This is a genomic window from Lachnospiraceae bacterium (genome assembly GCA_025758065.1).
GTDB lineage: Bacteria > Bacillota > Clostridia > Lachnospirales > Lachnospiraceae > Enterocloster.
This window is the reverse complement of sequence record CP107199.1, coordinates 1,464,930-1,482,629: the sequence shown is the minus strand read 5'-3', so window position 1 is coordinate 1,482,629 and position 17,700 is coordinate 1,464,930. Positions and strand designations below refer to the sequence as shown.

General features: G+C 43.7%; 12 protein-coding genes and 1 pseudogene. All 13 read right to left on the bottom strand.

From position 1 onward, the window contains the following. Positions 1–2: 2 nt before the first annotated feature. The 13 genes and pseudogenes from OGM16_06815 to OGM16_06755 all read right to left on the bottom strand — a co-directional run bounded on the left by OGM16_06815 (position 3) and on the right by OGM16_06755 (position 17,691). Positions 3–1,148: a TFIIB-type zinc ribbon-containing protein gene (locus tag OGM16_06815; protein UYJ47950.1), complete on the bottom strand. Its 1,146-nt coding sequence runs from the start codon at positions 1,146–1,148 to the stop codon at positions 3–5. A gap of 2 nt (positions 1,149–1,150) precedes the next feature. After that, positions 1,151–2,479, bottom strand: coding sequence for an SPFH domain-containing protein (locus OGM16_06810; protein ID UYJ47949.1), 1,329 nt, complete (start codon positions 2,477–2,479; stop codon positions 1,151–1,153). Further along, a complete protein-coding gene (locus OGM16_06805) occupies positions 2,480–3,415 on the bottom strand; it encodes an ABC transporter permease (GenBank protein ID UYJ47948.1) in 936 nt (311 codons plus the stop codon). It abuts the gene before it with no gap. Beyond that, the gene (locus OGM16_06800) at positions 3,393–4,355 is read right to left on the bottom strand and encodes an ABC transporter ATP-binding protein (GenBank protein ID UYJ47947.1); all 963 of its coding nucleotides are present in this window, start codon (positions 4,353–4,355) and stop codon (positions 3,393–3,395) included. The genes OGM16_06805 and OGM16_06800 overlap by 23 nt, the downstream gene beginning before the upstream one ends. 25 nt (positions 4,356–4,380) lie before the next feature. Beyond that, a pseudogene (locus tag OGM16_06795) lies at positions 4,381–4,527 on the bottom strand (transposase). 678 nt (positions 4,528–5,205) lie between these two features. Next, positions 5,206–7,818 (bottom strand): hypothetical protein, encoded by a 2,613-nt coding sequence (locus OGM16_06790; GenBank protein UYJ47946.1) that lies wholly within the window; start codon positions 7,816–7,818, stop codon positions 5,206–5,208. Between the two features lie 3 nt (positions 7,819–7,821). Continuing rightward, the gene (locus OGM16_06785) at positions 7,822–8,964 is read right to left on the bottom strand and encodes a HAMP domain-containing histidine kinase (protein UYJ47945.1); all 1,143 of its coding nucleotides are present in this window, start codon (positions 8,962–8,964) and stop codon (positions 7,822–7,824) included. Then, complete coding sequence (locus tag OGM16_06780) at positions 8,954–9,658, bottom strand: response regulator transcription factor (GenBank protein ID UYJ47944.1); 705 nt, start codon at positions 9,656–9,658, stop codon at positions 8,954–8,956. Before OGM16_06780 ends, OGM16_06785 begins: the two co-directional genes overlap by 11 nt. 743 nt (positions 9,659–10,401) lie before the next feature. Beyond that, the gene (locus tag OGM16_06775) at positions 10,402–12,543 is read right to left on the bottom strand and encodes an RNA degradosome polyphosphate kinase (protein UYJ47943.1); all 2,142 of its coding nucleotides are present in this window, start codon (positions 12,541–12,543) and stop codon (positions 10,402–10,404) included. 1 nt (position 12,544) lies between these two features. Then, a complete protein-coding gene (locus OGM16_06770) occupies positions 12,545–14,107 on the bottom strand; it encodes an exopolyphosphatase (GenBank protein ID UYJ47942.1) in 1,563 nt (520 codons plus the stop codon). Positions 14,108–14,443: 336 nt separating this feature from the next. Further along, positions 14,444–15,712, bottom strand: a complete 1,269-nt coding sequence (locus OGM16_06765; GenBank protein UYJ47941.1) for an ATP-binding protein — start codon at positions 15,710–15,712, stop codon at positions 14,444–14,446. A gap of 40 nt (positions 15,713–15,752) precedes the next feature. Continuing rightward, positions 15,753–16,895, bottom strand: a complete 1,143-nt coding sequence (gene pheA / locus OGM16_06760; protein UYJ47940.1) for a prephenate dehydratase — start codon at positions 16,893–16,895, stop codon at positions 15,753–15,755. Positions 16,896–16,941: 46 nt separating this feature from the next. Further along, on the bottom strand, positions 16,942–17,691 hold the full coding sequence (locus OGM16_06755; protein UYJ47939.1) for a 1-acyl-sn-glycerol-3-phosphate acyltransferase: 750 nt from the start codon (positions 17,689–17,691) through the stop codon (positions 16,942–16,944). Positions 17,692–17,700: the final 9 nt, after the last annotated feature.

The following is a 17,700-nucleotide window of genomic DNA, read 5'->3' as shown; positions in this document are numbered from 1 at the left end:
CATCAGCCGATCCAATACCCTAAAAACAGCAGTATCACACACACCGGTACAAAAATACTTAAGAATAAAACTGCCAGTTTTTTATTATCCACCGGAAGCTCTCCCCATATCTTTCCCGTCTGGCCATTTAAAGCAAAATAATAGATCTTCCCTCTGGCCTTATCATTATAGGTTACTGTCCATACAGGAAGAAGGGCAGCAGCCCAGGTCTCTTCGGTAATATCCGCCTGATTCTTTCGCACCTGGACGCTGGAATAATTCCCGGTCTGGCTGCTTAGGCTGGATAATGCAAACTGCCGTACCTCTTCTTTAACCTCATTTACAAAACCATCTTTTTCCATATCCCGGTTCTCTGCCACAAAGCCGGAAAGATAACCCATGGAAAATTCTTTTTTCTCATTCAGACGGTAAGGCAGAACACCATCGATCAGCTTTCTGTTGGCCTTCTTTAATGCATTTCTGGCTACAGAGTCTACATTCATATCTCCCTGTCTTTGGATATCATAGACTTTCGTTTCTGTATAGCGCATACCCGCCGTCTCCCAGGTACGGACAGTCTTTCCTTCTGCCTGAAGATCTCCCTTTACCTTGCAGCTGTAAAGCCAATAAGGGAAATATACACCGGTCATGCTCTCGATCTGGCGGGGAGAAAAGAAATAATCCGGTACGAATTTTTTCCGTCCTACCCACTGGGTAAATATCTCCTGGGCTTTTTTCTTATCGATCTGAAACGGGAGTATATAGTCCGGTTTAAATTCCCCCCGCAGTTTTTCTTCCAGCACAACAGGATTGTGACAGTAATAACAGAAAGAAGCAGCCGTAGTCTCATCTGTGACAATCTGTGCACCACAGCTTGGACAAATGTACATGATAGAGGTAACTGTCTTTTTTCTGCCTGTATTTTCAGATGCGTCTTCTGTCTGCACAGCCTGTGTCCCCGATGTTTCAACCGGTACATCCTCTGTTATTACATTATTTTCCTGGATCTCTGCCCGTTTCTCTGCTTTTTCCAGCTCTTTCTTTTCTATCTCATCCAGCTCTTCCTGTGAAAACTCAGAAAGACAGTATTCGCACCTGTATTTCTGAATGTCTGCATTAAATGTCAGTCCGCCGCCGCAATTAGGGCATTTATATGTTATAACTCCCATGCTTAAGCTTCTCCTCTTGGATTTCCGCATTCACTGCAGAACTTGCCTTTATTAACAGTACCACATACCGGACAGGTCCACTCTGCTGACGGCTTTGGTTTTCCACACTCGCTGCAGAATTTTCCTGTGTTTTCCACATGGCATGCAGGGCATATCCAGGGCTGCTTTACAGACTGGGCCGGCTGAACTGCCTGGGCACCATTATTTCCTGTGCTATAACCCATCTGTCCACTTGGAACGCCGCCATTTCCTGCGCCATATCCCATCTGTCCACCTGGAACACTGCCATTTCCTGCGCCGTATCCCATCTGCTGTCCCTGCTGCATCTGCCTGTTCATCTGCATCTGCTGCATATTAGCTGCAGACGCTGCACCCATAAAAGCACCTCCATTTTGCATTCCAAGACCCATTCCCATAAATCCGGACATAGCTCCGTTTGTATTGGTACCTGCACCTTTTAATCCTTCTGCAATGGTGCTCTGTACATAACCTTCTCTTATAGACGGATCTCCCATCATAGCACCCTTGTTGCGCATATTGATCAGTTCCTGTGATGTTTCGTCATAGGAAATGCTTGCAATTCCTACAGACTGGATCTCCATACCACGCAGTTCTTTCCACTGGTCATCCAATACATTGGACATATATTTTCCAAGCTCCATGCTCTTGGAAGGAACATAGGAAATGCGGATGCCATCAGCTGACATCTGGTTAATGGAAGTCTGCAGTGCCTCTAAAAACTCATTTAAGTACTGCTCATTGATATCTTCCATTTCCACCCGGTCTGCATTCTTTGGAATCACTTCTGCATAAAATTTCAGTGGATCAGTGACCTTAATAGAATAGGTTCCATGCGTCCGTAAAAACAATTCTGCGTTATAGAAATTATCAAAATAGTTAATGGCATTTTTAGTACCGAATTTCAGCCCCCGGATCTCCTGAAGATTAATATAATATACTTTCTGGGCTGTAGGAGCCACACCTCCAAAGCGGATCCTTCCTAACGATTCCTTTACTGCCTTCCCTAAAGAGCCATTCATAAGAGAAGGCTGTGTATCCAGGCTTACCTTATAGTAGCCGGGTTCTGCTGTGTAATCCACCACTTTTCCCCCATCTACTAAGATCATGCACTGCTCCGGATATACATGGATAATGGAACCTTCTGTTACCATGTTATCAGAGCCTTTACCATTTTCACCTGTTCCTTTTCTAAGCTGGACGCCTTTTGCAAAAACAGTCTGTGCTCCCATATTGTCCGGTTCCAGGGCCTCCAGCCACTGGTCTGACAGACCTGTACCAACTGCATGTGATGCTGCTTTAATGATTCCCATTTATTTTTCTCCTTTTTTATTCACCCTTTTTAAGCGTGATTTTTTATGTTTTACCGGTTCTACAAAATGAATAGCTCCTGCGATCAAAGCTGCCCCTGCTGTCAGCTGAAGCACAATGCTAAGTCCGATCCAGTGTTTAATGATAATGCCGCTTCCCGACATTCCAAAATAACTTACTATATCTGCAAGGGGTGTTCCTCTGCCCGCCTGTTCCCCAATGATCGCCATAAATGTAACCGCCGGGTTAAACAAAAACAGGTAAAAGGAAACGCCGGAAGAAGCTCTGAACCCACTATCTGCTATGGAATAGGCCGTCGTCTTATCCAGGCTCATTCCTGATATGGAAAGAGCAAAACGGTTGATAAAATAAGTTCCTGCTACTACTGCAACCAGTGTTCCATATGTGACCACAGTTGAGATGGTAGAGCGCTTAAGGGCTGCTGAAAAACAGATGCCGATGCTTCCTGCAAAAAATGCCACTGTCACATAGCAGAGGATCAGTGAGAAAGCATCTGCCCATGTGATACCCCCGTATACGAATACCATTGCAACAGCCGGGAAACTGGAAAGGATGAGCAAAAGCAGTGTGCTTAAAGCACTCAACAGCTTCCCGCCTACGATCTGTCCGGCACTCATCCGGGTGGTCAGCATCAGATCTAAGGTCTGGCGTTCCCGCTCCCCGCTGATAGAGGAAGCAGTTACTGCCGGAACAATAAACATTAATAATAAAAATTCCATGGATGTAACAAATTCATACAGATCCATAAAACTGCTGTACTGGATGTTCGCAGTTGCTTTTACCTGCATGATCACAGAATACATATTTAAAAGCGTTACCAAAAACAAGATCCCATTAAAAAGAAAGATAATAAGGGGCAGTTTCAGGCTTCGGGAGCTTACCCGCATTTCCCTGTTATAAACCGGATTCTGCTTCATAAGAAGTCACCACCCTTTCTTCTTCATGGTCTGTCAGCTGCATAAATACAGTTTCCAGACTGCCCTTTTCTCTGGTAAAACCATTGACCAGCACATCTGAATCAATGAGCTGCTGTAATAGCACAGCCTCATCCCGGGCATCCCCGGCAAAACGGACGCAGATGTCCTTTTCACGCATGGAAATGGTACGCACACAGGGATGGCTCTTTAAAATAGACAATGCCTTTTCCATATTGCTGTAAACAGAGATCACCAGTGGATTAGATGCATTGACTCTTGATAAAATGTCCTGGATATTTCCCTCTAAGATCATCCTTCCCTGATCAATGATGCCAATATCCGTACACATTTCTGATAACTCTGACAGCACATGGGAACTGATAAGGATCGTCTTTCCTGCAAATTTCAGATCTTCCAGTATCTCTTTAAATTCTACCCGTGTCCTTGGATCAAGACCGGAAGTTGGCTCATCTAAGATCAGTATCTGTGGATCGTGGATCAATGCCCTTGCCAGACAAAGGCGCTGCTTCATGCCTCTTGAAAGACCGTCTACATAAAAGTCAAGTTTTTCATTCAGTCCCACCTGCTCCAAAAGGGCAGTATAGCGTTTTCTCGCCACCAGACCGTCTATATGGTAGCAGGCAGCAAAAAAACTCATATACTCGCCTACTGTCAGATTATCATATACACCGAAAAAATCCGGTACATAACCGATACAGGAGTGCAGCTTATCCGGGTCTTCCAAAGCATCTTCCCCGTTAATGACCACACTTCCTTCTTCTGCCTTCAAAAGACCTGTTATGATCTTGATGGCTGTTGTCTTTCCTGCTCCGTTTGGCCCCACAAATCCATAAAGGGCACCTTCCCTTACTGTCATGTTCAGGCCGCTTAAAGCATGATATTTACCATATATTTTATGGAGATTTTCTATCTTAAGCATTATTTGCTCCTCCTTCCTTGTTTTTCTCATATCTGCTTGATATAGAACGCTGCAACCTGCGTTTTTTCTTTTCTAATTTTTTAACAACTTGACTTTTATTAATGTTCTGATATTTGTTACCATCAGAACATATCGCCAAATCTTTAATTCCTAAATCAATTCCAATACTTTCATGTGATGGAATGTTTGCGACTTTTGAATTTAGGAAACTTTGAATATCCTTTGAAAAATCTCTTATAAGCATCACAAGCGTCTTTAATTGCCGATTTTGGGATATTGTTGACTTGGGTCCGAAAGCCACCGGCACACATGACAGATGCGCATTTGAATGAAAATCCTTTGCTCGTGGGCTTGCGCCGCCTATTGTCAGAACTGCGAACCAAACTCGCACGCTTTGCGTGCTCAAACAGTGGTTCTCCATTCTGACGCTATGCTCGCCCACTCACGGATTTTCAACAAATGCTTATTCTGTCATGTGTACCGGCGGCTTTCTACGTTATTGGCAATAAAAAATGCAGGAGCAAACCAATAAGCAGTTTTCATGCAGGAGGGGGATTGTACTTAAGTACGGCATTCTTTATGTGACATATCCATTACAGTAGAAAGGGCTCTTCCATGTATAATAAGCATTCGGTAGGCAATTTTGTCCATTTTGTGAGCATAGCTGGCAGGTTGGAGGCACTGTTTGAGCGAACGCAGTGAGCGAGTTTGCCGGAGACCTGCCTAATCGGCGGCGGAGCAAAATGGACAAAATTGTCGTGAATGCGTTTATACATGGAGGAGCCCTTTCGGCCCCTATTGAACTAAATCGCAATATAAGTTATAAAAAGCGACACTGGTTTATAATATTTTATAACTTCAAATCAACTGCTCGTTGCCTTCCTGTGACAGTCAGTACCGGAAGCATGATGTTCCAGGTGTACTCTCCTGTTGTGTCATATATATAGCGGACAGTAATGGTATTTCCGGGAGATAAATATTCTTCTAATTCTTCCCGGTCAAAATGTTCCTTGTCCGGTTTTACAGGATCATAATTGCCAGTATCATAATTATAAAAATACATGCTTCCTGCAAATGGAACAGTGTAATAATACCGCAGGCTGTCTGAGGCCTCGGCTGTCAACGGATGGAAATCCACAGATTCTACTTCCGTTTCATTTCCCAGATAATATTCTAAGATCACAGGCGTCATTCCGTACATGGTGTTACGGTCTGCATCATACTCCCCTGAAAGAACATTTGGCTGTTTCTGCATAGCAGAGCGGTAAATTTTCCCGCCCTTTTCATAGTTTACATCCAGCCGGGCTGTTAAAAGGGTACAGCCGTATGCTTCATAATCTGCCTGTTTCATAAAATCCATGTTTTCTTTTTCATTTCCAAAAGCCACCACACAGGCCTGGGCATGATACCCGGAAATATAATTTTCAATATAAAATGAAAGAAGATTTGCTCTTTCTAATGCCTTTACATAAGTGGCATCTTCCATATCCCCATTCATATCATACAGAGAAACACCTGTGATCTGGGAAGCCAGTGCATAGCTGAAATTAGTAGCACAGAAGGTCACAGACCGGTTATCTAAGGAAACCGTTTCTCCCGGTTCCATATTTCCAATGATCAGCAACTGATTATAAAGGAGCAATGCTGCATTTTCCACTGCATAAGGATAATTATTGGTGATCGTACCGGAAAGCTCTCCGTTAAAAGCCCGAAGTTCTCCGGAAAATCCTTCTCCTGTTTCATTTTCCTTATGCGTCTCCATCTGGAAAATTTTGGAATTAAATGCCCCTGTGTCCACTGCCTGGATCCAGGTAGCATCATCATCGTACCGGATGGTGATATCTGCCTTATCTTCATCTGTAAATTCTGCTGCAGGCGCCTGGTCATAATAGGGACTGCCGGTAACCGGATACAGGCGGTACTGGGGATTCAGTCCCACTGAATAGGTTTTATTATAAGGCGCCCGCATATTAATAAAGGTAGTTTCTGATTTATCTGTTCCACTGGTATTTTCAATCGTAGCATAAGTGAAAAACGGACCGGAAAAGCGGGTTCCTGAACCCATTATGATCACCATTCCTGTAGTACAAATGGCAAGAAGAGCTACCGATGGCTGATAATATTCCCGTAAGTTTCTCTGTTTTAAGAAGAAATAAAGCCCCGGACCTGCTAATACCACATAGGCCACTGCCAATGTCACATAAAAGCCGATTTTGGGAAGATTGCGGATATTTCCTGTATTTACAAGGCTCTGTATGGACCAGAACTGATTGTAATTACCGCCTCCTGCAGTACTGTTTAAGTTGTTGATCCGGTCTTCCCCTAAAAGAGTGGTAAGAAAATGATCTGCATAGGAACTGTCCCTGGAACAATACTCTTCCAGATCTGTAAAATCAAAAGCAGCCACTGCTGCCATTCCATTTCCCATGGATGTACTGGAAAGGACTGTAAATGAATCACTAGTGATCAGTTCTGTACCACCTTTCAGATTTACATCTGTGCAGTCTAAGGTAAGGCGGTCATCTCCCCTCTCTTTGACTCCCCGTTCTGATCCCATAGAAATCTCATAAGAAATAGCAGGTAAGACCGGATATTCAAGAAGCTGACTGCTAAAAGCAGATAAGGTTTCTTCTCCTCTGTTTCCTGTTCCGAAAAGAAGGATACCTCCTCTGTGTACCCATTCCAGGATTGCATCCGTCTGCTCCTGTGTAAGGGCCTGTGTATTAAAATCTGTGATCAAAAGCACATCCAGCTGGTCTAAGCCCAATTCTGTATCCGGAAGATCATATACAGCCAGGTCAATGGTTTTTGTCCGCAGCATACTATAGTTGACACCCACCTGGTCCAGATAAGAAAGCTTTTCAGGTTCATCACTTACCACACCAATAAACAGTTGGGCTGTCTGGGTATCCAGATCCATTTTCAGGCGCTTGCTTAAAACCTGCTTTCCATTTTCATCATAAAGACTGATATACATCACATCCAAGCGGCTACTGAGAGAAATATTTAATTTCTTCTCCAGACTTTTACCTGCTTCTATGCTTACAGGAAATTCATAGCGGTATGCATCATATTTCACCTGGGAGCTGTTGCTGTAACCGTCATAATCCGGCTCTCTGGAAGTAACGCTTAAAACACCGTTAAAATCAATTTCCCGGGTATTATCTAACAAAATGTCCAGTGGCAGAAAGCGGCCGCTTTTAGCCACATTATCATATCCGTAAACCACATCCATTGAAATGGGGCCTTCTCCCATCATTTCTTCTGCTGATGCTGTATTTTCTTCTGATGCTGTATTTTCCGCGGTCTCTCTAGCAGACTCATAAGCTGCTCCCGGACCATCTGCCGTCATGGCTGCCAGTCCTTCCAAACTTAGGGAAGCTGACAAAAGGACGGCAAAAAGGGTGCTTTTCAGCGCCCTTTTTGTATTCTTTCCAACGATTCTGTTTTTACCTGTATCCATCCTTTAATCCTCATTTTTATGTCCGAAATTTTCCTTATCTACATCAAAATCCACCTGGAGCTTTACTGTAAATACAGTTCCGTTAAGATCACTGGCTACGCTGATCGTGCCGCCATGCATATCCACGATCTCTTTTGCAATGGCAAGACCTAAGCCTGTGCCGCCGGTACTGCTGGAACGCGACTGCTCCACACGGTAAAATTTGTTGAAAATAAGTGGAAGTTCATCGGCAGGTATCACATAGCCGTAATTAGTAACGGAAACTGTTACTGTTTCACCTTCTGCGTGTATCTTTACTAACACCCGCTTTCCATCTGCGCCGTATTTAATGGCATTTCCGATCAGATTGTCAAAAAGACGTGCCAGAAGATTTCCATCTGCATTAATGATCTTAGCCGGTACATTGCTCTGAAGATCGTAGGACAGTCCTTTTTCCACAAAATTGGGATATGCTTCTTCTACCAGCTGTCCCAGAAGCTTTACAATATCAATCTGGCCTACATGCATGGCAATCTTTCCACAATTTAACTTGGTAAAACCAAACAGATCCTCGATCAGCTTCTGCAGCCTCCTTGATTTCCCGTAGGCAATCTCTATGTATTTATGCTGCATATCTGCAGGTACCTGCTGATTTCCGGCCAGAAGCTCCAGATACCCGATAATGGAAGTCAGCGGTGTCCGCAGATCGTGGGCTACATTGGTGATCAGTTCATTTTTCGTCCTCTCTGATTCCCGCTCTTTTTCCATCAGCTTTTTGATATCTGCTGCCATATGGTTTAAATTGGCTGCCATACTGGAAAATTCATCATCACCGATCACATCGATCACTGTGTTCAGATTCCCTTCTGAAATGTTCTGTACTGCCTCAGAGATCCTGCTGATATACCGGATATAAGGTTCCTGGAGGATCATAAAGGTAACAGAAAAAAGCAGGATCCCAAGTATGAGATATAACAGGACCACTGCCGTGTGCTGCTTTTCAATGGCCTGGACCATTAAAAGCATTTTTCCTCTGTTTCCCATATACCGGGCCACCATTGACAGGTTCGTAACAAGGAACACCTCTACCAGGCAGGTAATGATGGCGCTGTATATGATGTTAGTGATCACACGGGTGCGGTAGCGCCTGCTTACATCATTTTTCAATCTTATAACCTACGCCCCACACAGTGGTGATGATCTTATTCTGCCTGGTATCTTCTTTCATCTTTCCTCTTAAACGCCGTATATGTACCATAACTGTATTATTAGCTTCATAAACTTTCTCATTCCAGACTTTTTCAAAGATCTCATCTGTACTGAAGACCTTTCCCGGATTGGAAGCTAACAGATAAAGGATATCAAATTCAATGGGTGTTAATTTGATCTCTTCCCCGTCTACGATCACCTTATGATTATCACGGTTAATGCTCATTCCTTTAATGGTGATCTCATTATTTACAGTCTCTCTTGCACCGCTGTTAGGATTTAACTGGGTGTAACGGCGCAGCTGGGACTTGACTCTGGCAGTCAGTTCCAGCGGGTTAAACGGTTTTACCACATAATCATCTGCCCCGGTCCCAAGACCTAAGATCTTATCTAAGTCTGTAGATTTGGCACTTAACATGATAATGGGGATATTATTTGTCTCACGGATCTTTCTGCACATTTCCAGTCCGTTCATTCCGGGCATCATAATGTCTAACAGCACCAGATGGATGTCCTGTTTATCCAAGATATTCAGTCCCGCCTCTGCATTTTCCGCTTTAAATACTTTATAACCATCGCTGACCAGATAAATCTCGATCAGGTCTGCTATCTCTTTTTCGTCATCCACTACCAAAATATTAATATCGGGCATTTACTTGTCCTCCTCTTTGGTTATATGTTCTCTCTGTACTTGATTTTATGAGAAGATTTATATATCTTAGAGTATACCATATCTTAGCATCTACTTCCTTACTTTTTTCTTGAAAAATTCTGGCTAAATTGGGATTTAGTTCAATAGGGTCCGAAAGGGCTCCTCCATGTATAAACGCATTCACGGCAATTTTGTCCATTTTGCTCCGCCGCCGATTAGTCAGGTCTCCGGCAAACTCGCTCACTGCGTTCGCTCAAACAGTGCCTCCAACCTGCCAGCTATGCTCACAAAATGGACAAAATTGCCTAACGAATGCTTATTATACATGGAGGAGCCCTTTCTACTGTATTGGATATGTCACATAAAAAATGCGGTACTTAAGTACAATCCCCCTCCTGCATGAAAACTGTTTATTGGTTTGCTCCTACATTTTTTATTGCCAATAACGTAGAAAGCCGCCGGTGCATATGACAGAATAAGCATTTGTTTGAAAATCCGTGAGTGGGCGCGCATAGCGTCAGAACGGAGAACCACTGTTTGAGCACGCAAAGCGTGCGAGTTTGGTTCGCAGTTCTGACAATAGGCGGCGCAAGCCCACGAACAAAGGATTTTCTCCCAAATGCGCATCTGTCATATGCATCGGTGGCTTTCGGACCTTAGTCAACAATATCCTAATATCAAATCAAAATGGCATCACAGCCAGATTTTTATGAGCCATCAGATTGTAACAACACGACCTGATCCTACAGTACATCTACCTTCACGATAGGCTGAAAAATACGGGTCACAACCGGATCCCCGGCATCCTGACACGCCTTTGCCATCTCTATAGCCTCTTTGCAGAACTGTTCCTGGGAATTTACAAGGACTTTACCCCGTTTATCCACTTTCTCATAGCTTCCGTCTGGTTTCAGGATATGAGCCTTAACATTGTCTTCCAGCTCCAGCTCTAAAATATGGATGACTTTCTCTTTTAATATTTCATCTTCTACAGGGAACAGTATCTCCACACGGCGGTCTAAGTTTCTCGGCATCCAGTCTGCACTGCCCATATAGACCTCAGGGCTTCCATCATTGAAGAAGTAGAAGATGCGGCTGTGCTCCAGGAAATTTCCTACAATAGAACGCACGGAAATATTTTCGCTTAAGCCAGGTACACCTGCTTTCAAGCAACAGATCCCCCGGACTACCAGTTCAATCTTTACACCTGCACAGGAGGCATCATACAGTGCGGAAATGATCTCCTTGTCGCAGAGAGAGTTCATTTTTGCCATAATATGGGCTTCTCTGCCTTCTCTCGCATGCTCTGTTTCACGGTTGATCATCCGCAGGAAACGGTGGCGCAGCCATAAAGGTGCTACAGACAGCTTATTCCATGCCCTTGGCTCAGAATATCCGGAAAGCATGTTAAACACAGCTGTTGCATCTTCACCGATCTGCGGATCACAGGTTAATATGCCACAGTCTGTATAAAGTTTCGCCGTAGAATCGTTGTAATTGCCGGTTCCAAGGTGAACATAGCGGCGGATCCCATCTTCTTCCATACGGACAACCAGGGTTATCTTGCTGTGAGTCTTTAAGCCAACCAGACCATAGATAACATGGCAGCCTGCTTTCTCTAACATTTTTGCCCAGTTAATGTTATTTTCCTCATCAAAACGGGCCTTTAACTCTACCAGTACAGATACCTGCTTACCGTTATCTGCTGCCTCTGCCAACGCTGCGATAATAGGTGAATTTCCACTGACGCGGTATAAGGTCTGCTTAATAGCCAGCACCTCAGGATCTCTTGCTGCACTGCGGACAAAGTTGACTACCGGGTCAAAGCTCTGGTATGGATGGTGGAGCAGGATATCACCTTTGCGGATATTGGTGAAAATATCATCCTCATTCATCAGTTCAGGCACAGGCTGAGGAATGTATTTTGGCGTTTTTAAATGTGAAAAACCGTCCAGACCATACATTTTCATTAAAAAGGTCAGGTCTAATGGTCCTGAGATCTGGAAAATATCTTCACTGCTGATGGACAGCTCTTTTTTTAAGATCTTTAACAGCTGTTTATCTACATTGGACTCAATCTCCAGACGGATAGCTTCTCCCCACTGGCGTTTTTTCAGCTGTTTCTGGATCTCTTCTAACAGGTCTACTGCCTCTTCCTCATCCAGTGAAAAGTCTGCATTCCGCATAATACGGAAAGGATGGGAAGCCACAATATCATAGTTTAAGAATAGTGACTGCATATTCCTCTCGATGATCTCCTCCAGCAGGATGACTACTCTCTGGGATTCCCCGTCATCGTTCTTTTCCTCCGGCAGTTCCACAATACGTGGTATAACAGATGGAACCTGTACCATAGCAAATTCCAGCTCTGCATCTTTTTCATTTTTCTTCTTTAAAAGAGCTGCAATGTTTAATGTTTTATTGCGGATCAGCGGAAACGGTCTTGATGAGTCAAATGCCATTGGTGTAAGGACCGGGTACACATTTTTGTGAAAATATTCATCTGCAAAAGCAGCCTCATCCCTAGTCAGATCCTCATGTTCCATGACAATGCGCAGGCCATTCTGTTTTAAGGCCGGTACCAGGGAACGGTTGTAGGTGGAATACTGCACATCCACCAGCTGATGGGTCTTTTCACTGATCTTTTCCAGCTGCTCTTTTGCAGTCAGTCCTGCAATATCTTTTTTCGCATATTTTGCATGGACCATATCCTTTAAAGAAGCTACACGGACCATGTAAAATTCATCCAGATTAGAAGCAGTGATGCTTAAAAATTTCAGGCGGTCAAACAGCGGGATGCTTTTAACTCTCGCCTCGCTTAATACACGGTAGTTAAATTCGATCCAGCTTAATTCGCGGTTTACATAATCATTTTTCTCAGCCATTTTACACTCTCCTCTTCTGCTTCAAAACAGGACGTATTCCAAAGATTTCCTCAAAGAACGCCGCCTTCTGCTCAAAAGAAGCACTCTCTAACGCAAGATCCCCCTGATAGCCGGTAGTGATCACCAGCCGGCCGTCCCTTACTGCCATACGGCTATCAATGAGCTTTGCCTTATGGGTCTTGTCCATGGAATTTGCCAGACGCAGGATCGCTGTCAGCTTTGCGATGAGGATGGTAATTGCCGTCCGGTCAGATACTCCCGCCAGGTCCTGTCCCGCCTCTGTTTCCAGCTGCATCATATCATAGTCGAAATCACGGATATTGTAGCGGACTACATTGGCAATGATCTCACGCTCTAAATGGCTTAATCCGATGATCTCTGTGGACATGATCAGGGCATAGCCGCATTCGTTGGAATTTTTCATGCTGATGAATTTTCCGCAGGCATGGAGCGTAACTGCGATTTGAAGGAGCAGGCGGTCACGTTCTCCCAGTCCGTGGAAGCGTTTCGTACTGTCGAAGATATTCATAGCATACTGCTCTAATACCTGATTATGGCTGGCGTGGCATTTGTATTTTTTCGCCATGTTCCTGGCTGCCGCCAGAATATCATTTTCAAAGTTATGATCAAAACGGATCAGCTTTTTATCGCTGGCATATTCTGCTGCAATACCGTCACATATACCGATCGCCGGGATCCAGAACATTTCTGCCCCGGTTATATCCAGGATCCTTGTATAAACGGCTGCTGCAGGAAGAAGAAGATTTGCGTAATCGCTGTTTACACCGAAATTTTCTTCGATCTGGTTAATGGTCATCTGGGAAAGCTTATCATAAAAAACATGCATCGTTTCTGCATCTACATGGCTTTCCCCACCCTTTATGCCCAGACGGCGCATAAGATACAAAATATTATCTCCAATACCGATGAGATTCGTGATCTGGCGGTCTCTTAAATACATTTTCCTGAAAGTGATCAGTTCATTATCCACGATCTCTTCAATATGCAGTCTGTTGCCCTCTACGCTGACAGGTATTTTAGATAACTGGCTGCGAAGGCGCAGGCTGCCAAGAGGCATGTTCTGGGTAGCTACCAGAGAGTCTTTGTCAAAAAGCGAGATCTGGGCACTGCCAAATCCTACATCTACAATAGCAGTACCTTTCTGGATGATCTGGTTGAACTCACCTGCTTTTGACGCAACTGCCTTATAACTGATAAAACGCTGCTCAGAGTTGCTGATAATGTGTACCTCCAGTCCGGTACGCACCCGTATCTGGTCCAGGATAATGCGGCTGTTTTTTGCCTCACGCATGGCAGTAGTAGCATAGGCGCGGTAGTCCTTTACCCGGTACAGCTTCATTGTTTCCGTAAATTTTTCCAGAACCCGGCACAATTCATCTGCCAAACCATAACTTATCTTTCCTTCACTGAAGGTATCGCTTCCTAAAGCGATCATATGACGGACATGATCAATACTCTTGATCCCTTTGTCTGAGATTTCATAAATCCCCAGCTCCAGGGCAAAAGAACCTACATCGATCGCCGCAAACATTCTGACTGCCACTTTTTTCCTCCTTAAAAAATGCGTATACATCATTTTTAAAAAATTCCCCGCAACGGGGAATTTTAAATTTATATTTTGTATACAATGATGTAACCGGATTGCTCCATTGCTATGCAATTCCCGCAATCCTCGAACACCTCAAACTCCCATAAAATGGCGTGTTCACACCATTTTATTTCGTTTTCGGTGTTCGGCGTGTCAATAAGTATAAATTGCTTATTTGTGCGAGCACAAACGCAATTTATACTTTTGACACTTACATCATACAATAGTCTACTGCATATTTTCACTTTCTGCCCCATATCGGGGTAAAGACTGTGTAAAATCCATGTAAAATCACTTTCTTCCTAACAAATGTGTAATAAACTGGGAAGCGGTACGTCCTGACAGACCGCCATGGCTTAACTCCCACTTGTTTGCTTCTAATAACAGTTCATCTTCCGGCATATCCAGCTGGTATTTTTCTGCAAGCGCCTTTACAATGCCCTGGAACTGGAACTTGTCCGGAGAACCATAATAGATCGTAACGCCAAAACGGGCTGCCAGGGAAAGCTTCTCCTGAACAGTATCATTATTATGCAGATCATCATCTAATTCTCTCTTATCAGAGAACTTCTCACGGATAAGATGACGGCGGTTTGAAGTTGCATAGATCAGCACATTTTTCGGACGCTTTCCAAGACCGCCCTCTAAGATCGCCTTCAGATATTTATATTCCAGCTCATATTCCTCAAAGGAAAGATCATCCATGTAAATGATGAACTTATAGTTGCGGTCCTTGACCTGCTCTAATACTTCAGAAAGTGCCTTAAATTGATGCTTATACACTTCGATCATTCGCAGTCCCTGGCCATAATATTCATTGAGAATGGCCTTAACACTGGAAGATTTTCCGGTACCTGCATCACCGAACAGCAGAACGTTATTAGCTTCTTTTCCGCTGATAAATGCTTCCGTGTTCTCGATCAGCTTCTTCTTCTGTGCCTCGTATCCAACAATATCTTTAAAATACACATGTTCTACATTGATGATCGGATCAATGATAAACTGATGCTCATCTTCTTTTTCAATAATACGGAATGCCTTGTTTAAGCCGAATTTTCCTACGCCGTACTCACCGTAGAAAGCCGCCATATGGCTTTGGAACTCTGTTTCATCAGCTGATTTCTCAAGGAGTACTGCCAGATCTACGATACGGTCTCTGATTCGGCGGTTGAACACGCGGCTTTCCTGGTTAGATGGACGATAATCTGCAAGCTCCTTCCACATAACCGCCGGCTCTAATGTTTCAATATTAAAGTCAAATAATGCCTTGAAAATACGGTAATCATTTCTTGCCAGCATATCCAGTGTGCCGCCGGCATTTCCCCGTATCTCACAGGTGGTGGTGTAGGCATTTTCATTATCTGCCAGACAGAGAGCTAAGAAACAATGCCATAAATTGCCCTCAAAGCCGTATTCTACAGCCAGTTCTACAAGCTGTCCTGCACAGCCAAAGGCATCTGCCTTTTTTTCACTGCTTCCCAGTCCCATAAGACTGGCCATATCCTCAAAAAGATCTTCATGCTTTAAATTTCTGTAGATCACAAGTTCATTGATGTTCATTTTCTCGTCCTCTTTTTTGTCTTCCAAAGTATTTTTTTATTTAAGCTTCATAATTGCCCAGGATGCGCAGTGTGGCTGCCTCTTCTGCAATGCCCTTTAATGCGTTCTGAACAGCGGGATCACTTAAATTTCCTTCCACATCTACAAAGAAACGGTATTCCCAGCTTTTTCCAGGTATCGGTCTGGACTCGATCATCAGCATATTTACGTTGTTGTAGATCAGGTTTCCAAGCATATTATAAAGAGTACCGCTCTTGTGGGCACATTCAAAGCAGATGCTGATCTTATTTGCTTCTTTCTGGTAAACAGGATCTTTTGCAAGGATAATAAAACGGGTGGCATTGTTTTTATTATAATTAATGGACGGTTCCAGAACCTTCAGGTCATACAGCTTTCCTGCGATCTCACTGGCTACTGCAGCCTGTGTCACATCGCCGTCTTCTAACACTTTCTTTGCAGAAACAGCCGTATTTTCCATGCTTATCTGCCGCCACTGCCTGTGGCTGTTTAAATACCGGGAACACTGCATCAGTGCCTGAGGATGGGAATAGACCTGATGGATATCTTCCAAAGTCGCACCTGGCAGTCCTAAAAGAGCATGACTTACCGGAAGTTCTGTCTCTCCTACTATGTATACATTATGCTTTACCAGAAGATCATAATTGTCACTGACTGCCCCGGCAGAAGAATTTTCAATAGGCAGAACCGCAAAATCTGCTCTTCCTTCTTCTACCTCTAACATAGCATCTTCCATGGATTTTACATGATAAACATCTGCGTCCTGACCAAAATATTTTAAAGCCGCACCATGTCCATAGGAGCCTTCCACACCCTGATAAGCAATGCGGGCACCTTCTTTTTTAAGGGAATCTGTCATGGTAAAACCGGTTTCCAAAGCCTGTCCATGGCGGATCAGCAGACCATACTGCAGCTTGCGGCTGATGGTCATGATTTGGGAAAACAGCTCATATACACCTTTTTTATTAAAATCATTTCCTGCCATGGCAGTAACTGCTTCTAATTTCTGGCGTTCTCTCTCTCCATCGTATACCTTTTTTCCTGTCTGTATCTTAAACTCAGCTACATCAGAGCAAAGAGCCATTCTTTTTTCAAACAGCCCTACCAGCTGGGTATCGATCTCATCTAATTTGTTGCGTATCTCTTTCAAGTCCAGATTTTCCATTTTTTTCCATCCTCATTTATGCATTTCTCTTACACAGCTTTTGCTTCTACTTTCCTTCTCTTTCTTCCATCTGTCTGCGCAGCATACTGCTGATGACATCTCTGGTATAGGCACCTGGGAATTTCTTTTTATCAGGAGGAAGCTCTTTTAAATAGATCGGCTCTCCGTACTCAATGATCACATGGCTTTTGCGGATCCATGGAGTATGGCGCTCAAACACATCATCTGTACCGGTAATAGCTACCGGGATCACAGGACAGCCGCTTTTTTCTGCGATCTTTAAGCTTCCTTCGTGGAATTCCATCAGATCTGCTGGATCTTTGCTTTCATTTCTGGTTCCTTCCGGAAAGATCCACATGGAAACACCGCCTTTTACCTTCTCAATTCCTGTGAGAATGGTCTTTAAACCTTCCTTTATATTGGCGCGGTCCAAAAACAGACAGTTCATCTGCTCCATCCACAAATTTAAAAGAGGAATGCCTATCATCTCTTTTTTGGCAATAAAACCGGTTGGTGAAGGTACAGTGGTATAACCCATTACAATGTCGAAATAACTTCTATGGTTTCCTACATACAGCACAGCCCTATCTTTAGGTATATTTTCCAGTCCTCTTACCTCACAGGTAATACCCGCCAGATTTCTGACGATCCCAAGTATCCATCGTACCATATTCAGGCTTTTTAAAGTAGCTGCAACTGCATCTTTTTTTTCCAGAGATCTTAAATAAAAAAGCACCGGAAGAGATAATATCAGGTACAGCGCCACTGCTGACAGCACTAAAATCAAACGTATCATAGTCTTCTC

Excerpts from the sequence above, each read along its gene's own strand:
- OGM16_06765 (UYJ47941.1), bottom strand. The coding sequence starts at position 15,712 with ATGAACATCAATGAACTTGTGATCTACAGAAATTTAAAGCATGAAGAT.
- OGM16_06805 (UYJ47948.1), bottom strand. The coding sequence starts at position 3,415 with ATGAAGCAGAATCCGGTTTATAACAGGGAAATGCGGGTAAGCTCCCGA.
- OGM16_06780 (UYJ47944.1), bottom strand. The coding sequence starts at position 9,658 with ATGCCCGATATTAATATTTTGGTAGTGGATGACGAAAAAGAGATAGCA.
- OGM16_06775 (UYJ47943.1), bottom strand. The coding sequence starts at position 12,543 with ATGGCTGAGAAAAATGATTATGTAAACCGCGAATTAAGCTGGATCGAA.
- OGM16_06790 (UYJ47946.1), bottom strand. The coding sequence starts at position 7,818 with ATGGATACAGGTAAAAACAGAATCGTTGGAAAGAATACAAAAAGGGCG.
- pheA (UYJ47940.1), bottom strand. The coding sequence starts at position 16,895 with ATGGAAAATCTGGACTTGAAAGAGATACGCAACAAATTAGATGAGATC.
- OGM16_06800 (UYJ47947.1), bottom strand. The coding sequence starts at position 4,355 with ATGCTTAAGATAGAAAATCTCCATAAAATATATGGTAAATATCATGCT.
- OGM16_06755 (UYJ47939.1), bottom strand. The coding sequence starts at position 17,691 with ATGATACGTTTGATTTTAGTGCTGTCAGCAGTGGCGCTGTACCTGATA.
- OGM16_06815 (UYJ47950.1), bottom strand. The coding sequence starts at position 1,148 with ATGGGAGTTATAACATATAAATGCCCTAATTGCGGCGGCGGACTGACA.
- OGM16_06810 (UYJ47949.1), bottom strand. The coding sequence starts at position 2,479 with ATGGGAATCATTAAAGCAGCATCACATGCAGTTGGTACAGGTCTGTCA.